At 54.0% G+C, this 22,796-nt stretch carries 19 protein-coding genes; 12 read left to right on the top strand and 7 right to left on the bottom strand.

Annotated features, from left to right (window positions below; translation table 11 throughout):
* Positions 1–18 precede the first annotated feature (18 nt).
* Complete coding sequence (locus CYR52_RS18760) at positions 19–753, top strand: hypothetical protein (protein ID WP_101829175.1); 735 nt, start codon at positions 19–21, stop codon at positions 751–753.
* Positions 754–775: 22 nt separating this feature from the next.
* Positions 776–1,687, top strand: coding sequence for a LysR family transcriptional regulator (locus CYR52_RS18755; RefSeq protein WP_101829174.1), 912 nt, complete (start codon positions 776–778; stop codon positions 1,685–1,687).
* Between the two features lie 8 nt (positions 1,688–1,695).
* Here the strand turns inward: CYR52_RS18755 and CYR52_RS18750 are convergent, their stop codons facing one another.
* Entirely contained in the window at positions 1,696–2,805 is a 1,110-nt protein-coding gene (locus CYR52_RS18750; protein ID WP_101829173.1) for an alkene reductase, read from the bottom strand.
* A 124-nt stretch (positions 2,806–2,929) separates the two neighbouring features.
* A complete protein-coding gene (locus CYR52_RS18745; RefSeq protein ID WP_101829172.1) occupies positions 2,930–4,108 on the bottom strand; it encodes an MFS transporter in 1,179 nt (392 codons plus the stop codon).
* A gap of 448 nt (positions 4,109–4,556) precedes the next feature.
* Between CYR52_RS18745 and CYR52_RS18740 the strand changes: the two genes are divergently transcribed.
* Complete coding sequence (locus CYR52_RS18740) at positions 4,557–7,544, top strand: Tn3 family transposase (RefSeq protein ID WP_101829171.1); 2,988 nt, start codon at positions 4,557–4,559, stop codon at positions 7,542–7,544.
* On the opposite strand, the gene CYR52_RS23105 is transcribed toward CYR52_RS18740, so the two are convergent.
* Complete coding sequence (locus CYR52_RS23105) at positions 7,445–7,915, bottom strand: RES domain-containing protein (protein WP_146001355.1); 471 nt, start codon at positions 7,913–7,915, stop codon at positions 7,445–7,447. The genes CYR52_RS18740 and CYR52_RS23105 overlap by 100 nt on opposite strands.
* A gap of 488 nt (positions 7,916–8,403) precedes the next feature.
* Here CYR52_RS23105 and CYR52_RS18735 point away from each other — a divergent pair, with 488 nt between their 5' ends.
* The 9 genes from CYR52_RS18735 to CYR52_RS18695 all read left to right on the top strand — a co-directional run bounded on the left by CYR52_RS18735 (position 8,404) and on the right by CYR52_RS18695 (position 18,010).
* Entirely contained in the window at positions 8,404–8,646 is a 243-nt protein-coding gene (locus tag CYR52_RS18735) for a hypothetical protein (protein ID WP_072929239.1), read from the top strand.
* A 265-nt stretch (positions 8,647–8,911) separates the two neighbouring features.
* Positions 8,912–10,699 carry a malto-oligosyltrehalose trehalohydrolase gene (gene treZ / locus CYR52_RS18730; protein ID WP_101829170.1) on the top strand — a complete coding sequence of 596 codons (1,788 nt, stop codon included), beginning with the start codon at positions 8,912–8,914 and terminating at the stop codon, positions 10,697–10,699.
* Positions 10,696–13,233, top strand: coding sequence for a malto-oligosyltrehalose synthase (treY, locus tag CYR52_RS18725; RefSeq protein WP_101829169.1), 2,538 nt, complete (start codon positions 10,696–10,698; stop codon positions 13,231–13,233). The genes treZ and treY overlap by 4 nt, the downstream gene beginning before the upstream one ends.
* Before the next feature lie 201 nt (positions 13,234–13,434).
* Complete coding sequence (locus tag CYR52_RS18720) at positions 13,435–14,328, top strand: LysR family transcriptional regulator (RefSeq protein WP_101829168.1); 894 nt, start codon at positions 13,435–13,437, stop codon at positions 14,326–14,328.
* A 423-nt stretch (positions 14,329–14,751) separates the two neighbouring features.
* The gene (locus CYR52_RS18715) at positions 14,752–15,021 is read left to right on the top strand and encodes a hypothetical protein (protein ID WP_072929248.1); all 270 of its coding nucleotides are present in this window, start codon (positions 14,752–14,754) and stop codon (positions 15,019–15,021) included.
* A complete protein-coding gene (locus tag CYR52_RS18710) occupies positions 15,018–16,073 on the top strand; it encodes a quinone-dependent dihydroorotate dehydrogenase (protein ID WP_101829167.1) in 1,056 nt (351 codons plus the stop codon). The genes CYR52_RS18715 and CYR52_RS18710 overlap by 4 nt, the downstream gene beginning before the upstream one ends.
* Positions 16,054–16,704 (top strand): orotate phosphoribosyltransferase, encoded by a 651-nt coding sequence (pyrE, locus tag CYR52_RS18705; protein WP_101829166.1) that lies wholly within the window; start codon positions 16,054–16,056, stop codon positions 16,702–16,704. The genes CYR52_RS18710 and pyrE overlap by 20 nt, the downstream gene beginning before the upstream one ends.
* 4 nt (positions 16,705–16,708) lie before the next feature.
* Positions 16,709–17,137: a ParB N-terminal domain-containing protein gene (locus tag CYR52_RS18700; protein WP_101829165.1), complete on the top strand. Its 429-nt coding sequence runs from the start codon at positions 16,709–16,711 to the stop codon at positions 17,135–17,137.
* A gap of 309 nt (positions 17,138–17,446) precedes the next feature.
* The gene (locus CYR52_RS18695) at positions 17,447–18,010 is read left to right on the top strand and encodes an LOG family protein (protein ID WP_072929252.1); all 564 of its coding nucleotides are present in this window, start codon (positions 17,447–17,449) and stop codon (positions 18,008–18,010) included.
* A 204-nt stretch (positions 18,011–18,214) separates the two neighbouring features.
* Here the strand turns inward: CYR52_RS18695 and CYR52_RS18690 are convergent, their stop codons facing one another.
* From CYR52_RS18690 to CYR52_RS18670, 4 genes are all read right to left on the bottom strand, one after another.
* On the bottom strand, positions 18,215–19,204 hold the full coding sequence (locus CYR52_RS18690; RefSeq protein WP_101829164.1) for an aldo/keto reductase: 990 nt from the start codon (positions 19,202–19,204) through the stop codon (positions 18,215–18,217).
* 37 nt (positions 19,205–19,241) lie between these two features.
* The gene (locus CYR52_RS18685) at positions 19,242–20,093 is read right to left on the bottom strand and encodes an aldo/keto reductase (protein ID WP_101829163.1); all 852 of its coding nucleotides are present in this window, start codon (positions 20,091–20,093) and stop codon (positions 19,242–19,244) included.
* A 213-nt stretch (positions 20,094–20,306) separates the two neighbouring features.
* On the bottom strand, positions 20,307–21,437 hold the full coding sequence (locus CYR52_RS18680) for an MFS transporter (RefSeq protein WP_101829162.1): 1,131 nt from the start codon (positions 21,435–21,437) through the stop codon (positions 20,307–20,309).
* 552 nt (positions 21,438–21,989) lie between these two features.
* A complete protein-coding gene (locus CYR52_RS18670) occupies positions 21,990–22,400 on the bottom strand; it encodes an ASCH domain-containing protein (RefSeq protein WP_072929258.1) in 411 nt (136 codons plus the stop codon).
* Positions 22,401–22,796 lie beyond the last annotated feature (396 nt).

Genomic DNA, 22,796 nt, shown 5'->3' with positions numbered 1-22,796 from the left:
GACAGACAAGGAAAAACAATGACTGAAGAGCAGATTTGGAAAGCCCGGTATTACTCGGCATGTGATATTGCCCATCGCTGGTTTGCTTTTTTTGAGGGGCAAACAGAGGAGGTCAGCCGGCATCTGGATATTTTCTCTCCGTACGTCAGGCTGGTTCATGCCGGCACGCATCTTCTGGCTGAAGGAAAAGACGGAATGGATAGCTGGTTGAAAAGCCTGCCATACGAAAAGGGCTCGCACTTTATCCGACGCTTTGAATTTATCCCCGGCCAGGAAAACGAGGCAACCGTTAATATGGATATTGGCTACCAGAGGGTCGAAAGTGATTTGACGGTGGGAGGGGCACTTTCGGAATACCGGACAACGCTCTTATTCGGTGAGGGAGAGGACGCTGTTTTTACTTTCCTGCAGAAAACTCCCGTATATCAAAACCCTGATAAGGTATTCCGTGAGTCATTCAGTGAAAACCGGGTACATTCGTTTATAGCCCGTTTCTCTCAGCTTATGCTGACTGCAAGGCCTGGGGTTGTTTCAACGATCGTTTCCGGGAATGCCGATGAGAATACACGGCAGAATTTACCCGTATTTTTACGCAGTGCCGATCCCGACGGGATGAATATTGAAGAGACAGACATTCTGGCGATGAAGTGCACCCTGTTACTCCCTGTAGACGGTACTAAACGAAGACTCAGCCTGGAACTGGCTGAAGAGGGAGGCCGCTACCTCGTCATTCGTCACGCAGACTGGTCCTGAAGCACTTAACGGAATATTCAACATGCGAAATACCGATCACCTGGGCGGAATTACCGCCTTTGTCACTACCGCACAGCAGGGAAGTTTTACCGCGGCGGCTGAGAGACTCGGGCTGACAAAATCAGCCGTGGGTAAAAGTGTGGGTCGTCTTGAAGCCAGGCTGGGACTTAAACTGTTTCTGCGATCCACGCGGCGTCTGAGCCTGACGCCGGATGGTGAGCGTTTCCTGATAAGTTGTCAAAATGCCATGGATATTCTTGAGCAGGCAGAAGCCGAGTTGACCTCTCATATCTGCCAGCCTTCAGGGAGGCTACGGGTGGACTTACCCGCAGCCTTTGGCAGACAGCGTATTTTGCCGATCCTGCTGCAGATTACACGCCGTTATCCCGAACTCGCATTAACCGTCACTTTCAGCGAACGGTTTGTCGACCTCATTGAGGAGGGTATTGACCTTGTCATCCGCATTGGTGAACTTGCCGACAGCAGTGGGCTGGTTGCCAGAAGGCTGACCACGCAGAAACTGGTTATCTGCGCTTCCCCTGACTATTTACTGTACGGTGGAGAACCCGTTTCATCTGAAGAACTGAGCCAGCATCAGTGTGTGGTGGGGTTTCGCCGGAATCAGCCGATCTCCTGGCTACTCAAAGAAAATGATGGTCAGATTTCGCGGTATACGCCGCCACCGACCCATGAGTTTGCGGACGGAGATGCGATATTATCGGCCACGCTGGCTGGCTGTGGGCTTTCACAACTGCCGTTATGGCTGGTTGGAAAATATCTTGAATCAGGGGAGCTGAAAGAGGTTCTGGTCGGACATTCCGGTGGAGAAATGCCCATCAGTGCGCTCTGGCCTAAAAACCGCCAGCTGTTACCTAAAATTCGTTATGTTGTGGACACGTTGATAAAGGCAGCAGATGACGGCTTACTTGACTGATGGTACGACTATGCCGTTGTGTCTGGCCAGAACGGATAATCGGTATAGCCTTCCTCAGCCCCACCATACATTGTTGCCCGGTTAACTTCATTCAGCGGCCAGTCGTTTTTCATCCGTTCTGTGAGGTCAGGATTGGCAATATAGGGTCTGCCAAAAGCAATGAGATCCGCTTTTCCTTCCTGCAAATAGATTTCGGCTCGTTGCTTATCGAATCCCCCTGCAATAATGAGCGTGCCGCTGTAGGCCTTTCTGAATTTATCAATGAACCCTTCAGGAATAGCCTGTTCACCTAAAGTCTGTTGATCGCTAAGGTGAACATAGGCCAGCCGGCGTGTCGTGAGCTTTTCTGCCAGAGTCAGCCAGGTTTTTTCTTCACCGCTGAATGCATGCATATCAAACAGACGACCAAATGGCGCAAGTCGTATGCCGGTTTTTCCTGCACCGATCGCCCGTGATACAGCGTCAGTCACTTCAAGCACGAACCGCAGTCGGTTCTCAATACTCTCTCCACCGAATTCATCGCTGCGCGTGTTCAGAGCGCCATTAATGAACTGTTCCAGCAGATAGCCGTTTGCCGCGTGGATTTCAACGCCGTCAAAACCCGCTTCAATAGCATTTTCAGCGGCCTGTACATAATCCTGAATGACCAAACCGATCTCTTTGGCTGAAAGAGCGCGTGGGAATGAAACCGGAACAGGTCCAGCAATGCCATTTTCATCACGGGCATAACACGTCGAGTTTTCAGCCCTGACGGCAACTGAGCTGACGGGGGCGGCGCCATTCTTTTGCAGACTGACATGAGAAATTCGCCCAACATGCCAGAGCTGGATGAATATTTTGCCGCCTGCCTGATGAACGGCCTGAGTCGTTTTCTTCCATCCCTCTACCTGTGCAGCAGAGTAGATACCAGGCGTAAAAAGATACCCCTGCCCCTGAACGGAAATTTGAGAGCCTTCGCTGACGATAAGGCCTGCTGATGTGCGCTGACGATAATATTTAGCGGTGAGGTTATCGGCAATATCCCCTTCTCTGGCCCGGGAACGGGTCATCGGTGCCATGACAATACGGGTTTGAATTGTCGTGTCGCCGACGGTGTATGAAGTAAACAACTTTTCCATTACAGGCTCCTTTTAATCACTGAACTCCATAATGCGGTGCTGAAAGAGGGAATAAAACCCCCGTTCTATTCCGAACAGAGGTTCCATAGATTCTACTTACAGCAGCGATCCGTCATAATTTTTCTCAGGCCATCTCTTCCTGAACCGGTACTGCTTTAGTATCAGAGCGGTGCTTAATCAGAATGCTGACAAATGCCAGCAGAGTGAAGATCACGCTGCTCAGTACCACGGAGTGCGTCCCCAGGCGGGCGATAAACCATCCGCCCGTCAGTGAACCGAGGGTAATTCCCAGATTGGAGAACGACATATAAAGGCTGTTGGCAAACTCCGGCGCTTCGCTGGCTTCGCGCATCAGCCAGGTCTGACTGACCACCAGGCCGGAGGAGTGGAATGCGCCCCAGAACACGGTCAGCAGGCACATCACCAACGGTGAGAAGCCGAAGAACCATACCAATAGCAGAAGCAATGTGAAAAGCAGCGGGTAAACGAGTGTTGTTTTAACAACGCTTTTTTGCAGGAAACTGCTGAACACGAAGTTACCGGCAAAGCCACAGACGCCGAACAGGATCAGCATGGCGCTGATGTAATTGTTGTTCAGGTGAGTAACGCGTGAAAGATAATCTGCGACGTAGCTAAAGCTGGAAAACATTGCGGCGAAAATTAACGTTACCGTTGAGATGGTCAGCCACAGCTTGCCGTTACGCAGAACGGAAAGCTGGCTGGCAAAGGAAACCTTATGCAGGGTCGGCATTGAAGGCATCAGGAACAGGACGCCCAAGAAGGCCAGCACGCACGCTACAGCACCAAAGTAAAACGCTGCGGATAAAGAGAAATGCTCGGCAATCAGAGAGCTGAGGGGGACACCCAACACCAGGCCAATAGCCACCCCGGCAAACACTTTTGCTGCAGCGCCTGCGGCTTTTTCTTTCGGTACGGAATTGGCCGCCACGACCAGCGCAACGGCAAAAAAGACGGCATGAGCCAGCGCAGGCAGAATGCGAAACACCAACATCAGGTTGAACACGTCAGTGGTGGCATAAATCAGGTTTGAGACAATAAAGACGACCAGAATGCTCAGCAGAACCGTTTTCTTGTTAAAGCCAGACAGCATTAGCGTGATAAAAGGTCCGGTTACGGCCACGATAATGGCATAGATGCTGACAAGAAAACCGACCTGGGTGGGCGTAACGTGGAGCTGAGAAACCAGTTTTGGCAGTAAGCCGATGATGGCAATTTCGGTGGTGATTACCCCGAAAACAGCCACAGACAGCGCCAGTAAAAGCAGGGTGCTTTTATTTTGCATGGAATACCCTTAAAAACATTGCAGATGAAATTCACAAAGTTAAATAGCGAAAAGTAACTTTTATGCGTTATTACCCGGATAGCTTTCCGGGGAGAAGATCATCGCTGAGTTTTATAAGGGGGGAAATACGTGTTTAGGCGTTTCTATAACGACATAAATTCTTCAATGCTACTGACCCAATCCCTTTTTCTTAGTACAACTCAACATGTGCAATGTCCGCTGCTGGCACACAGCAGACATTACTGATATCAATCAGTCGGCAGAGGCGGTCTCGGTATTTATATCGCAGCTGACACCTTAAGAAAGAACGTCTAATCGACTGTTAGTCGCTAAACATGAAGACCCCGGGGGGAGACAGTTACCCGATGCTCCATCCTGTGGGGTTACCCTTATGCGAGAACCATTTTTGTTAAAAATACCACATCGAATAATTTATGAGGGAAACCATATGGCAAGGAGGCAGATTCTTTCTCTGTCGGAAAGAGAATCATTACTGGCATTACCGGACGATGAATTAACGCTGACCCGAATGGCCTATTTCAGTGAACATGATCTGGCGCTTATCAGTGCTCACCGTAAACCTGCCAGCCGTTTTGGTTTTGCCGTCCTTCTTTGCTATCTGAAAAATGTCGGTTTTGCTCCGGATAAAAAAATCTCCCCATCTGATGCACTACTGAAGCATATCGCCAGCAGGCTAAAACTCACCGGGGATCTCTGGCCCGCTTACCTTTCCGGCAGGGATACAACCCGGCGTGAGCATTTAACCGAACTGTACCGCTATCTTGGCGTAAAGGCATTCTCCGGCAAAATACAGCAGGACTGTATTACACATCTGCTGTCGATGGCGACGCGCACCGATAAAGGTATTCTCCTGGCCGAAGAGTTACTGATCTATCTCCGGCAGAACCACGTGATAATCCCCGCGATTGATGTAGTGGAGCGTACCTGTGCGGAGGCCATGACAGGCGGCGATAAAATCGTATTTCAGACTCTGAATGCCCCGTTAACCCCGGCTCACAGGGATGCCCTAGAGCGTTTACTTGAGTCCTCAGATAATCAGTCTTCCAGGCTGACATGGCTTCTGCAACCGCCGGGTAAAATCAATGGTAAGAACGTGCTGCAACACCTTGATCGGCTCAGTTGCATTGAATCGCTGGCATTACCGGAAGGTATAGATCGTACCATTCACCAGAACCGGTTGCTTAAAATGGCACGGGAAGGCCGAAAGATGAGTAGCCGGGATTTGACCCGATTTTCAGCAGCCTGGCGTCATGCGATCCTGGTGTGCGTACTGGAAGAAGCCAGAGCCACTCTGACAGACGAAGTGATTGAACTGCATGAGCGAATGCTAAACAGCCTTTTCAGCAAAGCCAAAAGAACACAGGCTGAGCGCCTTCAGCAGACCGGAAAGCTGATCCACTCCAAACTGAGGCAATATATCGATGTCGGCCAGGCTCTGTCTGAAGCCCGTGATTCCGGTGGCGATCCATGGCTCGCAATAGAAAACATACTGCCATGGCCTGAATTTGTCGCCAGTCTGGAGGAAACACGCCACCTCGCCAGGAAAGATAATTTTGACCCGCTGCATATTATTACCGAGAAATACAGCACATTACGGAAATATGCCCCGCGCATGTTGTCTGCTTTACAGTTAGTCGCAACCCCGGCAGCGCAACCTCTGGCTGATGCGCTGGTTGTGATTAAGGATATGTACCGGAAGCAGTCACGTAAAGTTCCGGTGACAGCGCCGCTTGAGTTTGTTCCTGAAAGCTGGCGCAAGGTGGTGATTACACCTGCGGGTATTGACAGGCAGTACTATGAATTTTGTGCTCTCAGCGAGCTTAAAGGTGCGTTGCGATCTGGGGATATCTGGGTTAAAGGCTCGCGCCGCTACAAAAATTTTGATGATTACCTCATGCCCGAAAAGGATTTTGACAAACTCACACCGGCGCTGCCACTGCCCGTATCAGCTGATTATCATGAGTACATTACCAGCCGTATGACCCTGCTTCAGTCCAGACTTGAAGAGGTCAATGCCATGGCTGCCCTTGGTGAACTGCCCGATGTGGAAATATCTGACAGAGGCGTAAAAGTCTCTCCGCTGGATAACTGCGTTCCGGCGCAGGTTTCACCGCTGGCAGAGCTGGTCTACAGCATGCTACCGCGACCTAAAATCACTGAAATTCTCGATGAGGTAAACAGCTGGACGATGTTTACCCGACATTTTTCGCATATAAAAAATGACCTTACCCGTCCCGATCCCCGGCTGCTTCTCACCACCATTCTTGCGGATGGCATCAATCTTGGCCTGACCAAAATGGCAGAAGCCTGCCCCGGGAGCACCAAATCATCACTCGAAGATATTCAGGCATGGTACATCCGTGACGAAACCTATTCAGCCGCCCTTGCAGAGCTGGTAAATGCGCAGGGGAAAAGGCCGCTGGCGGCATTCTGGGGTGATGGGACAACGTCATCATCAGACGGACAAAATTTCAGAACAGGCAGCTCAGGCCGCTACGCAGGGCAGGTTAACCCGAAATATGGGCAGGAGCTTGGACGTCAGTTTTATACCCATATTTCGGATCAATACAGCCCGTTTTACACCTGCATAATCAGCCGGGTCAGCGATTCAACCCATGTTCTCGATGGCTTGCTGTACCACGAAAGCGACCTGGAAATCAGGGAGCATTACACTGATACCGCTGGTTTCACTGATCATGTCTTTGCCCTGATGCATCTGCTGGGATTTGCGTTCTGTCCGCGAATCAGGGATCTCCACGACAAAAAGCTGTTTATCAAAGGGAAAGCGGACCAGTACCCGGCGCTTCAGTCACTGATATCAACGACCAGCCTGAACCTGAAAGAGATCGAAATTCACTGGCGTGAAGTGCTGCGTCTGGCCACCTCGATAAAACAGGGAACCGTGACGGCATCCTTGATGCTAAAAAAGCTTGCCAGCTATCCCAAGCAAAACGGACTTGCCAAAGCATTGAGGGAAATTGGCCGTATTGAACGAACGCTGTTTATGCTCGACTGGTTCCGCGATCGGGGACTTCGTCGGCGGGTACAGGCGGGGCTGAATAAAGGAGAAGCCCGTAACGCGCTGGCGCGTGCGGTATTCCTGCACCGCCTGGGTGAAATCAGGGACCGAAAACCGGAAAATCAGAGCTATCGCGCCAGTGGACTGACGCTCCTGACAGCTGCCATATCCCTGTGGAATACCGTCTATATGGAAAGAGCGGTCGAGGCCTTAAAGCGTAAAGGGGTGAAGATCAACGAGCAACTGCTATCGCATTTGTCGCCGTTAGGCTGGGAGCACATCAATCTGACAGGCGATTATATCTGGAAAAGCAACCGGATACCGGCTTCCGGAAACTTTCGTCGGCTGAGGCCGGCTAAAGTACAAAGGTCAAAAAAAAACCTTAACGTACAATAATGTTCGATATCCAAACTGACCCCATACAGGCGGGCCATTAACCATTGTGGTAACCGGTAATCCTCACCTTCAAGATCGCTAAAGGGGATATGCATGCACTGTAAAAGTCCAATTATATCAATCACTTTAACTGTCATGAGCGTTTCCACTGCGCAGAGGTAATGCTGGTCAAGCACGGATTCCGGATAAATAACCGAACCCTCCAACTGGCATGTCCGGCCATAGACCTCAGCCATCGCGGTTATCGAAGCATCAGCCGCATACAAGACGGCAATCTGCCCGCCCGGCGGGTTAAACCGGCCACATTCCCTAGCTTCCACCGGGGCTGAGTAATGGATGCCACTCTCATATTTACCCGGTTGACTGCGCATCAATGTGGTACCTGAATGCAGTGTAATAGCGGGGATCCTGCCCGTTTTTTTTAATGCAGCCAAACCTTGCTCGGCTTTTATAATGGAATTTTTAATCTTAATGTTTCCTAATTTGGTTTCTCCATTTGCTGTTTTTCTTACACGATTTCTTAAATTACCTCTGAGGAATAACTCCCCACAGAACGTTTAACCCATTAGGGTTAAACGTTATTGTACTGCACCCAGCTTCTGCATTTCGGTGGGCAAATCAACAGACCCGTGAAAAACACGCATACCTTTTAGCTGTAAAAAAGCACCAAAAAGACGCTATAAAAACACTATTTAAATACCTTTTTGGTACCAAAAAGGTGCAGCTTTAGCGCCTGTTACCCACGGCTTTAACTTGGCCTTCCCGGTGAAACATTGATTTCACCGGCAGGCGCAACTATGTTTAAAAGAAGGTGGGAGCAATAATCCCTGTTCTTTTTTTCGGTTTATAAGGAGTGTAAATGTCAGATTCTAAATATATTCGTATCGAGATCTTCTCTGCCGATGAGAATACCGGCAAGACCTATAAAATCTTTACCTCCCCAACAGAGGAAAAAGGCGAGAAACGTCTCGAAGGCCAGTGCGCCTGGCAAAATACCCTGCCGAAAAATTACAGTGATGAAGAAGTCTTGCAGGAAGCCATCCAGCATCTGCGTTCGGAAGGGTTCACCAAAGAGGATATTCAGGATGTCACCTACCATTAAGTGACATTAATGCCCGGCCACCCGGTGCGGGCATACCTGGGCGGTAAAGGCTGATTTTCCCCGCTTTCCTGCCGCCACAAGGTGACACCGTCACTTCATTTCCCGCCCCATAGTCTATGATTGTTCTGCGTATACGGTCTGAACCGGAACCGGCGGCATCGTTTCCCTTCCCTGATTCCGGCACAGCCCCGGCAATCCGTCACGGCATGCGGAACACGCACCGCGCGATGCCGTCCATTATTTTCTGGGTAAAAGAGGCAATTGAATGGAGTCCAAGTCATTTCATAAACGTTGGGGCGCTGAGTATGTGGCCGCCGACACAGTTCGCTTCCGTCTCTGGGCATCCGGGCAGGAAAACGTCACGCTCAGGCTTGCCGGCGAAGAAATTGCCATGCGCCCGGCCGGTGAGGGGTGGTTCGAACACCAGGCTACCGGCATCGCGCCCGGCACCGAATACCAGTATCAGCTGGCCGACGGCCTGACGATCCCCGACCCGGCTTCCCGCGCGCAGAAAGCCGATGTGAACGGCCCGTCACTGGTTATCGACCCCACCCGCTACCACTGGCAGCACAGCGGCTGGCAAGGCCGCCCGTGGGAAGAGACGGTGGTCTACGAGATGCACATCGGCACCTTTACGCCGGAAGGTACCTTCCGCGCCGCGATCGAGAAACTGCCCTACCTTGCCGAACTTGGCATCACCATGCTGGAAGTGCTGCCGGTGTCGCAGTTCGGCGGCAACCGGGGCTGGGGGTATGACGGCGTATTGCTTTACGCCCCGCACTCCGCCTACGGCACGCCGGACGATTTCAAAGCCTTTGTGGATGCCGCGCACGGCCACGGCCTGTCCGTGGTGCTCGACATCGTGCTGAACCATTTCGGGCCGGAGGGCAATTACCTGCCGGCCCTGTCACCCGATTTCTTCCATAAAGATCGCATGACGCCCTGGGGCGCGGGCATCGCTTATGATGTCGCCGCCACCCGTGACTACATTGTTGAGGCGCCGCTCTACTGGTTGCAGGAGTTCCACCTGGACGGCCTGCGGTTCGACGCCATCGACCAGATCGAAGACAGTGCGGACAAACATGTGCTGATCGAGATTGCGGAACGCATCCGCACTGAGATCACTGACCGGCCGATCCACCTCACCACCGAAGACAGCCGCAACGTGATTTTCCTGCACCCGCGCAATGAAGACGGCAGCACGCCGTTGTTCACCGGCGAATGGAATGATGATTTCCATAACGCGGTGCATGTGCTGGCAACCGGCGAAACCCACGCCTATTACCAGGATTTTGCCGACGAGCCGGAAAAACGCGTCGCGCGGGCGCTGGCCGAGGGCTTTGTCTATCAGGGCGAAGTCTCGCGGCAGAAAGGCGAGAAACGCGGCGTCGACAGCACCGGCCAGCCGCCGCAAGCCTTTGTGGATTTTATCCAGAACCATGACCAGATAGGCAACCGCGCCCAGGGCGAACGGCTGATTTCGCTGGCCGGGGCCGAGCGCACCAAAGTCCTGCTGGCAACACTGCTGCTGTCGCCGCATATCCCGCTGCTGTTTATGGGCGAAGAGTATGGCGAGACCAACCCGTTCCTGTTCTTTACCGATTTCCAGGGTGATCTCGCCAACGCGGTGCGCGAGGGGCGCGCCAGGGAGTTCGAGGGCCACGCCGGGCATGAGGGCGAGGATGTGCCCGACCCCAACGCCGAAAGCACCTTCACCCTGTCAAAACTTGACTGGGCAAAACCCGCCGGCGCAGAGGGCAGCGCCTGGCTGGATTTCACCCGGCAACTGCTGGCCGTACGCCGCGAGAAGGTGGTGCCGTTGCTGGCCACCGCAGGCGGCCGGTGCGGCAAGGTCATCACGACCGCAGAGGGCTTTGTGGCCGTGAGCTGGACGTTCCCGGCCGGCACGCTGTCGATAGCGCTGAACATCGGCGACAGTACCCGGCCCCTGCCGGACCAACCGGGCGAGGCGATCTTTGCCTGGCCAAAGGCGGGCAATGACCTGCCGCAGCATTCTATTCTTGTCCGTTTTTCCCAGGGAGGTTCCCAGTGACGATACCCAGCGCGACGTACCGCATCCAGTTCCGTAACGGCATGACCTTTGACCGCGTGGCAGGGCTGGTGCCCTACCTGAAACGGCTCGGCATCAGCCACCTTTACGCTTCACCGATCTTTACCGCCACTGCCGGCTCCACCCACGGTTATGACGTGACCGACGCCAACGAGATCGACCCGGCGATTGGCGGCCGTGAGGGCTTCGACCGCATGGTCAAGGCGCTGAAAGCCGCCGATCTCGGCCTGATCCTCGACATCGTGCCGAACCATATGGCGGCCTCGCTGGAGAATACCTGGTGGTATGACGTGATTGAGCACGGCGAAAAAAGCCGGTATGCGCGCCATTTCGACATCGACTGGTCGCGTCGTTTGACCCTGCCGTTCCTGGGCGACACTTTTGAGGCCGCGCTGGAGAACGGTGAAATCACGGTGAAACGTGACCCGGACACCGGCAAACCGGCGCTCGCTTATTACGAGAGTTTTTATCCGCTGAACCCGGAAACCTGGGCAGATCGCGAAGATGAGGTGCTGGCACTCACCGACCCTGCCGCGATTGCGGCGCTGCATGAGCGCCAGCCCTGGCGGCTGATGTCGTGGCGTGATGCGCCGCGTGACCTCTCCTACCGCCGTTTCTTTGAGATAACCGGGCTGGTAGGCGTGCGGGTGGAAGAGGATACCGTCTTTGACGACACGCACCGGCTGATCCTGGAACTGGTGCGTTCCGGCGCGGTGGACGGGCTGCGGGTAGACCACGTGGACGGGCTGGCTGACCCGAAAGCCTATCTTGAGCGCCTGCGCCGGGAAACCGGGCCGGAATGCTACCTCACCGTGGAAAAAATCCTCGGCGAAGGGGAGCAGTTACCGGCGGACTGGCCGGTGTCCGGCACCACCGGCTATGAATTCGTGGCCGCGCTCTCAGATGCCCTGGTGGACGGCGGCAAGCTCGATACCCTGCGTGACGCCTATGACGAGGTAGTGGGCAAACCGGTGGACATGAAAGCCGAATTGCGCGCCGCCAAGCTGCTGATGGTGGACCGGAATTTCGAAGGGGAATTCACCACGCTGCTGCGCATTGCGCTGGAGATTGCCGGGGCACAAGGCAGCAAACAGGATGAGCAGGCAGTACGCGCCGCGCTGCGTGAGCTGCTGATCGCCTTCCCGGTCTACCGCACCTACGGCACCCAGGCCGGGCTGCCGCCGGAAGGCCGTCAGTTGCTGCAAAAAGTCGTGAGCAAAGTCAACGCCGGGGCACATGCGCCCGATCCGGCGGCGCTGGCGTTTATCAGCCAGATCCTGACCGGCGAGGTGTCAGATGCCGCAGCCGCGCAGGCGGCAACCTTCCGCACCCGCTTCCAGCAGCTTACCGGCCCGCTGATGGCAAAATCGGTGGAGGATACGCTGTTCTTCCGCCAGAACATGGAGCTGGCGCTGAATGAGGTAGGGGCAGAGCCGATCCCCGGCGACTTCTCGCTTAAACGCTTCCATGCGGAGATGAAGACCCGCCTTGATCATCAGCCGGATGCACTCTCCGGCACCTCGACGCACGACACCAAACGCGGTGAAGATGCCCGCGCGCGGCTCTACACGCTCACCGAAGCCCCGGCGCGCTGGGCTGAGTGCGTTGCCCGCTGGCGGCAGATGAACCAGTCGAAAGTCTCGATGCTCGACGATGGCGCGGCCCCCAAAGCCGCCGGTGCCTGGATGCTCTATCAGGCGCTGGCCGGTGTCTGGCCGGTCAGGCTGCAACCGGCTGATGCCGCGGGCCTGAAGGCGCTGGAGGAGCGGTTCCTGGCGTTTGTGGAAAAAGCGTTGCGGGAAGCGAAACTGCGCACCGACTGGGCCGACAGCAATGATGCTTACGAAGAGGCGGTGCTCAACTATACCCGCCACCTGCTCTCCCCGGACAACCCGGCCTTTTTGCAGGATTTCGTCAGCACCCTGCAGCCGTTTATCCGTGCCGGGCTGGTCAACAGCCTGACGCAGACGGTGGTAAAACTCACCGCGCCGGGCGTGCCGGATATTTATCAGGGCAGTGAGGCGCTGAACTTCAGCCTGGTTGACCCGGACAACCGGCGTGAGCCGGATTTCGCGGCCCTGGAAAAGATGCTGGACGGTTTTGAGAAGCCCACGGCGGCCACGGAGCAGGACTGGCTGAGCGGCCGGGTGAACCAGCACGCGATTGCCAAAACCCTGCGGTTACGCCAGGAGAAACCGGCGCTGTTCCGCAAAGGTGATTACCTGCCGCTCACCGCCACCGGCACCTGGGCGCGCAACGTCATTACCTTTGCGCGGGTAAATGGCGACGATGCGCTGATCGTCATCACCCCGCGCCTGGTGCTGGGCCTGCTTCAGGAAAGCAACAGCCTGCCGCACAAGCAACGCTTCAGCGGGACGGCCATCGCCCTGCCGGACGCGCTGGCCAACCGCCGCTACCGTGACATTCTCAGCGGGGAGGAGATCGCCCTCACCGACCGCCTGACGCTCGAGTCAGTGGATTGCTGCTCCGCGGTGATCCTGGTCAGCCTGCCATAACGGCACCGGGTAACCCACACAGGCTGAATACCGGACAGGGTATTCAGCCTTTTTTCACGGCGCTTCCCGTCAATTTTCCCGCTGGGGAAGGCCCTCCCTTTTACGCTACACTGCTCACCCTGCCGTTTGCCCGGCGCGCAATACCGGGTAAACCAGGGCTGTGCGCCACTATGTATGCCATCGTGAAAGAGGGAACCTGCCGTGCTGAAAGAGAATTTTAATGAGTTGCTGACATTTCTGATGGTGGCGCGGGAAAAAAGCTTTACCAAAGCGGCCGCAAAACTCGGTGTGTCCCAGTCTTCCCTGAGCCATTCCATCAAAGCGCTGGAAGCACGCCTGAACACCCGGCTGCTGACCAGAACCACCCGCAGCGTGGCACCGACAGAGATCGGCGAACGGCTGATGGCCTGCCTGGAACCGCGCCTGGCCGATCTGGAACAGGCGCTGGCGTCGGTTATCCAGTTGAACGGCATTGCGGCCGGGAATATCCGCCTTTCTGCGGGTGAACACGCCGCACGCAGCGTGCTCTGGCCAAAACTGAAGCCGTTTCTGCTGGCGCATCCGCAAATCAATGTCGAGCTGGAAGTCAATAATGGGTTTGTCGATATCGTGGATGACCGCTTCGACGCGGGCGTCCGGCTGGGTGAGAGCATCCATAAAGATATGGTGGCCGTCAGGATCGGGCCGGATATGCGCATGGTGGTGGTCGGCTCGCCCGCCTATTTTGCGGCGCACGGCACCCCGCAGACGCCGCACGAGTTGCAGCAGCACCGCTGCATTAATATGCGGCTGCCGACGGCCGGGGGGCTGTACCATTGGGAGTTTGAGAAAGACGGCAAGCCGCTGTGCGTCAGGGTTGAGGGGCAACTGACCTTTAACCTGTTGTCTGAGCGAATCGACGCGGTACTCTGCGGGTTTGGGCTGGCCTTTGTGCCCGAAGACATGGTGCAGGACGCAATAAAATCCGGGGCGCTGGTGCAGGTACTGGAGGCATGGTGCCCGCTTTTTCCCGGCTATTACCTCTACTACCCCAGCCGAAAACAGCATCCGGCGGCGTTTGCCCTGATGATTGAGGCGCTGCGCTATACGGAATAATGTGGGGTACGCCGGTTAATCCAGGTGTACCAGCCTGATATTTTTTGCTTTAAACGCATTCAGTATTCCGGCTGGCAGCATTGGCTTGGCCCCCCCTCCGCAATAGTCAACAGTCGACGCTTTCTGTTCTGACAAAGGAAAATATTCTTTCCTCACTTTTGAATACAGCTGCTCCCGGCCGCTTCTTTAGCCGGCGATACCGAATGCTGTCATGAGCCCCCTCCATTAATCGGGCAGCAAGGGCATTGCTGCCGCGATGCTGCTCAGTTCTGCATCGCTAGGCCTTTAAGACGTTTTAGTGCTGATTTACCTACACTATTTTGGCGATATTCCTAAAATTCAGCATGCCGGAATAATGGATGGCGGCGGCATCCTGCGGCATTTGATTTTCTCAACAGCGTCACCGATCAGAATGCCATCTCGTTGTGCCGCCTGCTTGCGCGGGATACCGGCCTCCTGCTGGGTGGCTCCTCAGGCGTGGTCATCTTCAGCGCATTGATGGCGCTGCAGCTTGACGATATTCAGTCAGTGATGGCGATAGCACCCGACTCCGGCATTAATTATCTGGAACAGTTCTACGACGATGAATGGCTGGCGGATAAAAAGATGCCGTTACTGTCATGCGAGCAACTGAGGCAGCAGTTGGCGTTAAGCCTGAAGGCATTTGATGCCACCCTGGACGTCGTGAAATGATCGTTGAACTCAGCCGTAAAGCGCTGTTGCGGCTTGATCCCGAAACCGCACATCACCTTGCCATCCTCGGCCTGCGCCGGTTTGCGCCGGCTCAAACTCTCCGCATTCCTGATGGGCTTTCCCTGAACGTATGGGGAAAACACTTTACCCACCCCGTGGGGATGGCCGCAGGCTTTGACAAAGATGCCGAGGCGTATCAAGCGCTTGCCCGCCTTGGGTTCAGTTTTGTTGAGGTAGGCTCAGTCACCCCTCAGCCTCAGCCTGGGAACCCCCGTCCCCGGTTGTTCCGCCTGAAAGATGACAGAGCCATTATCAATCGCTATGGGTTTAACTCAAAGGGTATGGCGTATGTGCAGCAGCGTCTCATCAACCACAAAGGTGACCTCACGCTGGGAGTCAATCTGGGCAAGAATAAGACCTCTGCCAACGATATGGATGATTTTATCAAGGGAGCGGAAACGCTTATCTCATTTGCGGATTACCTGACCATTAACCTCTCTTCGCCCAACACACCGGGATTAAGAGATCTTCAGCAGGCGGCCTCGATAGATCCCTTGCTCAGGAGACTGGATACCTTAAGGCAGCAAAGGAAACCGGGGTGCCCTCTGCTGATTAAGCTCTCCCCGGATATGGCACCGGGTGAAGAATCCGAGCTGCTTACCTATTTAGCGCGATCTGTGGTTGATGGGATTATCATCAGCAATACCACCACCAGCAGGGATAGCCTTAATAATCTGCCTTCACATCTGCAAACAGGGGGCTTGTCAGGGACACCGTTGCAGAAAAAATCGCGCGACATGCTGCAAAGGGCATATACGGCCATCGGGAACAGTAAACCTATTATCGCATCCGGGGGCATTAACAGCGGCGAAGAGGCCTACCTGCGAATTTGTATGGGGGCCACACTTTGCCAGATATATACGGCCTTTATTTATGATGGCCCCTCCCTGATACCGGCCATGCTTAAGCAAATGAAAGCGTGCATGCAGCGGGACGGGTTCAGCTCAATTGACCAAGCCAGAGGATCATATTATGTCAGACGCACAGCATGAATTTGCGGATTTCTTGATTAGCAGTGATGTGGTTGAATTCGGGGATTTTACGTTAAAGTCCGGCAGGAACAGTCCCTATTTCTTTAATTTCGGCAAACTTTCCAGTGCCCGTCTTCTTAATAAAGCCGCCTGGTTTTATGCGCGTTTTATTTCGGAGAATAACTTATCCCCTGAGGTAATTTTTGGGCCGGCTTATAAAGGGATACCCCTGGGCGTCGCCATTGCGCTTTCTCTTCAGCGTGATTTCCACACCGAGGTAAATTACGCCTTCAACCGTAAAGAGATAAAGAGCTATGGTGACGGCGGGTTAATGGTTGGCGCCGCTTTGCAACATAAAAGAATAGTCACTGTTGATGATGTCATTACGTCAGGGATGACCATTGACGACAGCATTAAGCTGATACGGGCTGAAGGCGGCCTCCCGGCGGCTTATCTCGTGGCGCTTGACCGGCAGGAGCGCGGGGCGGAGGGCTCCGGCTCTGCGCTGCAACGTGCGGCAGCGCGGCTTAATATTGATATCTATTCGATAACCACCATTGGTCATATTGTGTCGTGTTTAAGAGACGCGCCTGACGCACAGGGCAAAGTAAGAAAGATAGAAATTTACCTCAAGGAATTTGGCGCGGAGTAATACCATGTCTGAACACGTCGCGACAGAGACATCAGTGAATTACATTGTACAACTTGAGAAGATTACCTGTCTCCGGCAGTCAGAAGAGATCAGCAGCGAGGCGGTAAAGGGGTTGTCTGCGCGTATTCTCTGTGAAGGAATATGGACCACGGTTATCCCTGTTGAGTGGGCGTCAGGCTGGGTGATGGACGGTAATCACAGGTTAAACGTGGCCCGGCATCTGGGGTTAACCCATCTTCCCGTGGTCAGACTGCGTTATGACGACCCGCGGGTAAGTGTGCTGAGATGGGATAATGAAACACCTTACCCAACGACTCAGATCAGTGCCGAGATAGCGCGCAGAGTACTGCTGCCTTTTAAAACAACGAAGCACCGGTTTAGTCCCTTGCTGCCGGAGGTGCGGATTTCTTTGGATGAATTGCGTATAGGCTGATATATATTTAAACCCAAGGCCGGGTATACGTTGAATTGGCTGCGGGAACAGGCAGGGTTATCGTTATTGGGTCCGTCGAAAATAATCAGCCTGCGCCTTGTTCAGGTGGCATGGCACGCCGTTAATTCAGCGGGGTCATATTAACTTAGGGTTATTATCCAGCGCTGTATTAAACCGGCAGGCCGGCCAGACATTGCCATAATAATATCTCTTTGCAGGAATTGTATTGGTACTGACCGGCCTGTTTTGTGATAATCAGGACGAAAAATGTCTATCGTGTTCTATTTTTAGGAAAGGACGAAGGAAAGTATGCGCGCAGCTGTTTTCTGCGGATCGGCTCACGGAACTGATCCCGCTTTTATTAAAGAAACTGAGCGCCTGGTTCAGGCGATGGCTGACAGGAACGTCAGCCTGGTTTATGGCGGCGGCCACGTTGGCCTCATGGGAACGCTGGCGGATACGGCCATCGCGTCCGGTGTTCATGTTATTGGGGTTATGCCACACTCGCTGGTGAACCATGAGCTGGCGCATCGCGGTGTCAGCGAGCTGAAAGTCGTCAAAGATATGCATGAACGTAAGTCAACGATGGCTGAAAATGCAGATTTCTTTATTGCACTTCCCGGCGGTGCCGGTACGCTGGAAGAGATATTTGAAGCATGGACCTGGGCGCAACTGGGCCTGCATAATAAGGCCTGTGCCTTTTTCAACGTGAATGGCTATTTTGATTCCCTGTTTACCTTTTTTGAACGCATGATCGATGACGGATTCATGAAAAAAGCGTATTCAGAGATGCTTATTATCTCAGATGATCCTGATGAGCTGATTGAAAAGGCGCTGTCATACACGCCGCCACCACCGAAATGGGTGCGCTGATGCCAGTATCTCCTTTTCCGGAGATAATACCGGCCAGGAGAAAATAGCCGGGCTGGAGACCTTATTCCGCCTCACCCGGCCATGTCACGATAATAGTGGTATAACATCGGGCAGCCTGGCCATTTTAAAGATGATATAGCGTACTCCAGTACGCAGGCCATAAAGATGTTGGCCTGCGTACTCTTTGTGTTTCCCGCCCCGCTTCTATTTCCCGACCCGCGCCTGCAGCGCCGCCGGGTAACGCTCACCGACAATTTTTACCGTCTCAAGCGCCTGGGAAATCTGCCGCGTATCCTCCTGCGTCAGGGTGACGGCCGCCGCGCCCAGGTTCTCCTCCAGACGATGCAATTTGGTGGTGCCAGGGATCGGCACAATCCACGGTTTTTGCGCCAGCAGCCAGGCCAGTGCAATCTGTGCCGGGGTCACGCCTTTTTCAGCCGCCAGGCCGGTCAGCAATGCCACCAGCGCGTTATTGGCTTCACGCGCCTCCGCGGCAAAACGCGGCACTTTGCTGCGGAAATCATCGTCACCAAACGTCGTTCCGGCGTTAATCGCCCCGGTCAGAAAACCTTTCCCCAGCGGGCTGAACGGCACAAAGCCAATCCCCAGCTCTTCCAGCAGCGGTAAAATGGCCTGTTCCGGCTCACGCCACCACATGGAGTACTCACTTTGCAGCGCCGCCACCGGTTGCACGGCATGTGCCCGGCGGATGGTCTGCACGCCCGCTTCTGACAGGCCGAAGTGTTTGACCTTTCCTTCAGCAATCAGATCCTTGACGGTGCCTGCCACGTCTTCAATCGGCACCTCAGGATCGACCCGGTGCTGGTACAGCAAGTCGATGACGTCGGTTTTCAGCCGCTTCAGAGAGCCTTCCACTGCCTCGCGGATATGCGCCGGCCGGCTGTTTAAAATCTGCTGCTTGTTGTCTTCCCCAAAGGTGAACCCGAATTTGGTGGCGATCACCACCCGGTCGCGGAACGGCGCTAACGCCTCGCCCACCACCTCTTCATTCAGGTAAGGGCCGTAGACTTCGGCGGTATCAAAGAAGGTCACGCCCCGCTCAACGGCGGCGCGGATCAGTTCAATTGCCTGGCGGGTATCGGTGGCCGGGCCGTAGCCGTAGCTCAGCCCCATGCAGCCCAGCCCCAGGGCGGAGACTTCCAGGCCGGATTTTCCGAGATAACGTGTTTGCATTGTGGGTTCCTCACACTCTGTTGAAAGGTGGCGGTTATTACACATCGAGTTCGCGGCCGGTCAGCCACTCCACCATCGCCGGATCACGGTGGGAGAAGAAGGCGCTGGTGGCGGTGTCCAGCGCGGTGATGTGCATCATCTCGTTGTCACTGAGGGCAAAATCCAGAATATTGAAATTTTCCTCCATCCGCGCTTTGCGCACCGATTTCGCCAGCGACACAATCCCGCGCTGGTACAGCCAGCGCAGCACCACCTGCCCCACGCTTTTGCCGTGTTTCTCCCCGATGGCGGCCAGCAAGGGCTGCTGGAACAGGCCATTGCGCCCTTCGGCAAAGGGTGCCCATGCCTCCGGCTGGATGCCTTTGCTCATCATCCACGGCACGGCGTGAAGTTGCTGATGGAAAGGATTCACCTCAATCTGGTTCACGGCCGGGGCCACTTTATTGAACGCCATCAGGTCGGCCAGCCTGTCCGGATGGAAGTTACTGACGCCAATGGCACGGATTTTCCCGACCTGCTGTAATTCTTCCATCGCCCGCCATGCGCCGTGCACGTCGCCGTAGGGCTGGTGGATCAGGTACAGGTCGACATAGTCGAGCTGGAGCCGGTTCAAAGAGCGCTCAAACTGCGCTTTTGCACCTTCGTAATTTGTGTCCTGCAACCAGAGTTTGGTGGTGACAAACAGGTCACCCCGTGCGATGCCGCTCTGCCTGAGCGCGTTCCCGACCTGGGTTTCATTCTGGTAAGAGGCGGCGGTATCAATCAGCCGGTAGCCGGTGTCAATCGCGTCGAGCACGGCGCGCTCGCATTCTGCGGCGTCCGTCATCTGGAAAACCCCAAAGCCCCGCAGGGGCATCTGAATCCCGTTATTCAGTGTGACTGTTTGCATGATGTTCTCCCTTCAGCGGTTGAGTAGGAAAAGCATAACGCAATGTGATTTATTCGATTAGATGGGGTAATTCGCTAGGGTTTATTAGATGTGTTCATTAATGTGAGGGGGCGAGCAGTCCGCTAAGTGCCAAAAGCGGACGTTGACACATTGAACTAATAACAACGATGTGCCATAAATACAGAAATATATTGTTTGTGGATCTGAAGCCATTTATTTGGGGTAATGGCGTTTGAACGAGTGAAGCGTTAATGCCAGCAGTACGGCTATCATTGACCCGGCTGGCAGCCAGTTGGCTGGGACGCCTGAATTCAATGCCGCAGAACCCAGCGCCACACCAATACCACTACCGAGATAGTTAGCCGATGAATTCCAGGCTACAGAGGCCGTGGCTTGTTTCGGTGCATAAGACACCAGAACATGCTGTTGGGGTGCCATACTGGCCCAACCGCACATCCCCCAAATAAAACATCCTATACCTGCTAATGCCACGGGTGCATATCCCATTAACGCAAAGCCCATTCCCAACACGATGAGCAGTAATAACGTCGCCCTGGCAGAGGTAAGGCATTGGTCAATAGCTTTCCCGATGAATAATGCCCCGGCCATCCCCCCCAATCCCCAGAACCATATAAAGCTGCCAGTAAAATCCCCCATGGCCCTGGATGATAATATTTCAGCCATATAGGTATATAGCCCCAGTGATGCAATGCCTGTGCACAGCGTCACGGCCAGTGTGGAGAGGATAAAAGGTTCAGTTAGTACACTGAGTCGTTCTTTCCATCTGACAGGCGTCAGGGTTGGAAAGGAGCCGGCCCCTGCTACCCCTGACGCAGCCAGAACGCCCAACAGAATGATTAACCCGATGGTCCATCTCCAGCCAAAGTGTGCTTCGAGCAATAACCCGAAAGGAACCCCTAAGGCTGTCCCGGCACTTAAGCCTGCAAGTATCAGGGAAAGTGCCCGGCCACGTTGGGATGAATTGACCATGGCGGCAGCGCTCGCTGTAGCCAGCGGTGAGTATAAACCAGCCCCAACGCCAGCAATCACGCGGGAGACGAATAAGATCTTCAGTGTGGGGGCGAAAGTTGTCGCTAAGTTGCCCACGGTGAAGAGGCCAATACCGGCCAACAACGCTGTCCGTGTCGAATAACGTGTCGAAACAGAGGCTAAAGCAGGCGCACTTACCGCATAAGCTACGGTGAATAACGCGACACCAAGGCCAGCCATAGCCTGCGTTGTTTGTAAATCCCGTGCCATGCCCGGCAGAAGCCCAGCCAGAACATAAGCATCCAGACCAAGCGCAAAACCCCCAAGTATCAGCGGCCATAACAGACAAATCATGAGCCTGGTTCCTGGTTCAGGATAGCGTCCAGAAGTCCGGGAAACCTGGCGTTCAGTAAGTCACGTCGCAGGCTGATCCAGCAGTTGCGACCTTCAGGACGAGTGTGAGTTATACCCGCCTTACGCAGCGTACCGGTGTGATGCGTTACGGTGGATTTAGGCATGTCTGGTGCCAGGTCGAGGCTGTTAACATATTCCCGGCCAGCGAGAATACGGACCATTTGCAGTCGTGTAGGGTCGCTTAAAGCAAACAGTACTTGTGACAAATTAACTTCTTCTGGGGCCGGATGTTGATAGGAGCGAGTCATAAAGCTTCTACTGTTCGGTAAATGTAGAACAATATTAGTTCGATATTTACCGAACAGTCAACCCTGTTTGCCATGTTCCTTAATTGCCGTAAAACAAATTCAAACAGTTCAAGCTACATCAACTGCAAATTGAACGTCCGCTTTTCGCTCATAACGGACCTTGCCCTGCGCATGTCCGCTCTGTGCCAGAAGCGGACATTGTTATAAATGGCAGGGGATCAAACGCCAGAACGTTTATTTTATCTTACAGCACCTCAATCACCTCAAATTCTTCTGCGATCAGCTCCATATCGTCTGAAAAATGTCCTGTGCAGGTGAAAAACCTCTGATGCTCTTTCTGCCAGTATTCAAGGCTTAAATCGCCTTCACCTTCTTTACGTGCAAACGCCTCAGTAACATCACAAAAACGCACCAGTCGCATTGAAACCAGTCTGGTCACGCAGACCGGGACGTTCTGGCCATCAAGGATGATGTTATAGCTCCCAATCTTCGGGACAAACTCTTCCTGCTGGTAAGAGGTAAGAGATCCACAGGAGGCCGTTTTGATCCCTTTTTTAATCAGGTCAGCAAGCTTGCTGGCCAGTTCCGGACTGTCACCCATTTGCCAGGCATCTGCGCCTGGATACTTCACTTTTAATACCTCAACTGTAGCCATTAACAGCCCCTTTTAATCGTCGATGAAAAATGTCATACAGGGTTTTAGCATGAATTGTCCGGACATTAACAGTGATGCTTTCCCTCTGGTATTGTGGTCCGCTGTTCGCTGATAGCAGACCTTAACCATCAAGCCAGTCGTCATCCTCGACATGCTTAGTCCGAGTCAGAAAGCTTCTGCGCTATCCATCACTGAAATCTTCCGGTATCGCATAACCCATGTCTGAGACCAGGTTAATGTCTCTGTTTCTGTAGAACCTTTTACTGGGCGACCACGCATCTTGCCAATAAACTGCGTCGAATTCAGGCTCCTCTTTGACTTCAGACATTCAATGAAATGTGCCCGTTTGCTTTGTCTCAATCACGCACATTGTGGGAGTCTGAAAGTTCTTACCTG

The organism is Chimaeribacter arupi (assembly GCF_002858805.1).
Classification (GTDB): Bacteria; Pseudomonadota; Gammaproteobacteria; order Enterobacterales; family Enterobacteriaceae; genus Chimaeribacter; species Chimaeribacter arupi.
This window is presented reverse-complemented; position numbering and strand designations above follow the sequence as displayed.

Coding starts and splice junctions, on each gene's coding strand:
- pyrE (WP_101829166.1), top strand. CDS start 16,054: ATGTCAGACGCACAGCATGAATTTGCGGATTTCTTGATTAGCAGTGAT.
- CYR52_RS18695 (WP_072929252.1), top strand. CDS start 17,447: ATGCGCGCAGCTGTTTTCTGCGGATCGGCTCACGGAACTGATCCCGCT.
- CYR52_RS18745 (WP_101829172.1), bottom strand. CDS start 4,108: ATGCAAAATAAAAGCACCCTGCTTTTACTGGCGCTGTCTGTGGCTGTT.
- CYR52_RS18680 (WP_101829162.1), bottom strand. CDS start 21,437: ATGATTTGTCTGTTATGGCCGCTGATACTTGGGGGTTTTGCGCTTGGT.
- CYR52_RS18670 (WP_072929258.1), bottom strand. CDS start 22,400: ATGGCTACAGTTGAGGTATTAAAAGTGAAGTATCCAGGCGCAGATGCC.
- CYR52_RS18685 (WP_101829163.1), bottom strand. CDS start 20,093: ATGCAAACAGTCACACTGAATAACGGGATTCAGATGCCCCTGCGGGGC.
- CYR52_RS23105 (WP_146001355.1), bottom strand. CDS start 7,915: ATGCGCAGTCAACCGGGTAAATATGAGAGTGGCATCCATTACTCAGCC.
- CYR52_RS18735 (WP_072929239.1), top strand. CDS start 8,404: ATGTCAGATTCTAAATATATTCGTATCGAGATCTTCTCTGCCGATGAG.
- CYR52_RS18710 (WP_101829167.1), top strand. CDS start 15,018: ATGATCGTTGAACTCAGCCGTAAAGCGCTGTTGCGGCTTGATCCCGAA.
- CYR52_RS18750 (WP_101829173.1), bottom strand. CDS start 2,805: ATGGAAAAGTTGTTTACTTCATACACCGTCGGCGACACGACAATTCAA.
- CYR52_RS18760 (WP_101829175.1), top strand. CDS start 19: ATGACTGAAGAGCAGATTTGGAAAGCCCGGTATTACTCGGCATGTGAT.
- CYR52_RS18690 (WP_101829164.1), bottom strand. CDS start 19,204: ATGCAAACACGTTATCTCGGAAAATCCGGCCTGGAAGTCTCCGCCCTG.
- treZ (WP_101829170.1), top strand. CDS start 8,912: ATGGAGTCCAAGTCATTTCATAAACGTTGGGGCGCTGAGTATGTGGCC.
- CYR52_RS18755 (WP_101829174.1), top strand. CDS start 776: ATGCGAAATACCGATCACCTGGGCGGAATTACCGCCTTTGTCACTACC.
- CYR52_RS18740 (WP_101829171.1), top strand. CDS start 4,557: ATGGCAAGGAGGCAGATTCTTTCTCTGTCGGAAAGAGAATCATTACTG.
- CYR52_RS18700 (WP_101829165.1), top strand. CDS start 16,709: ATGTCTGAACACGTCGCGACAGAGACATCAGTGAATTACATTGTACAA.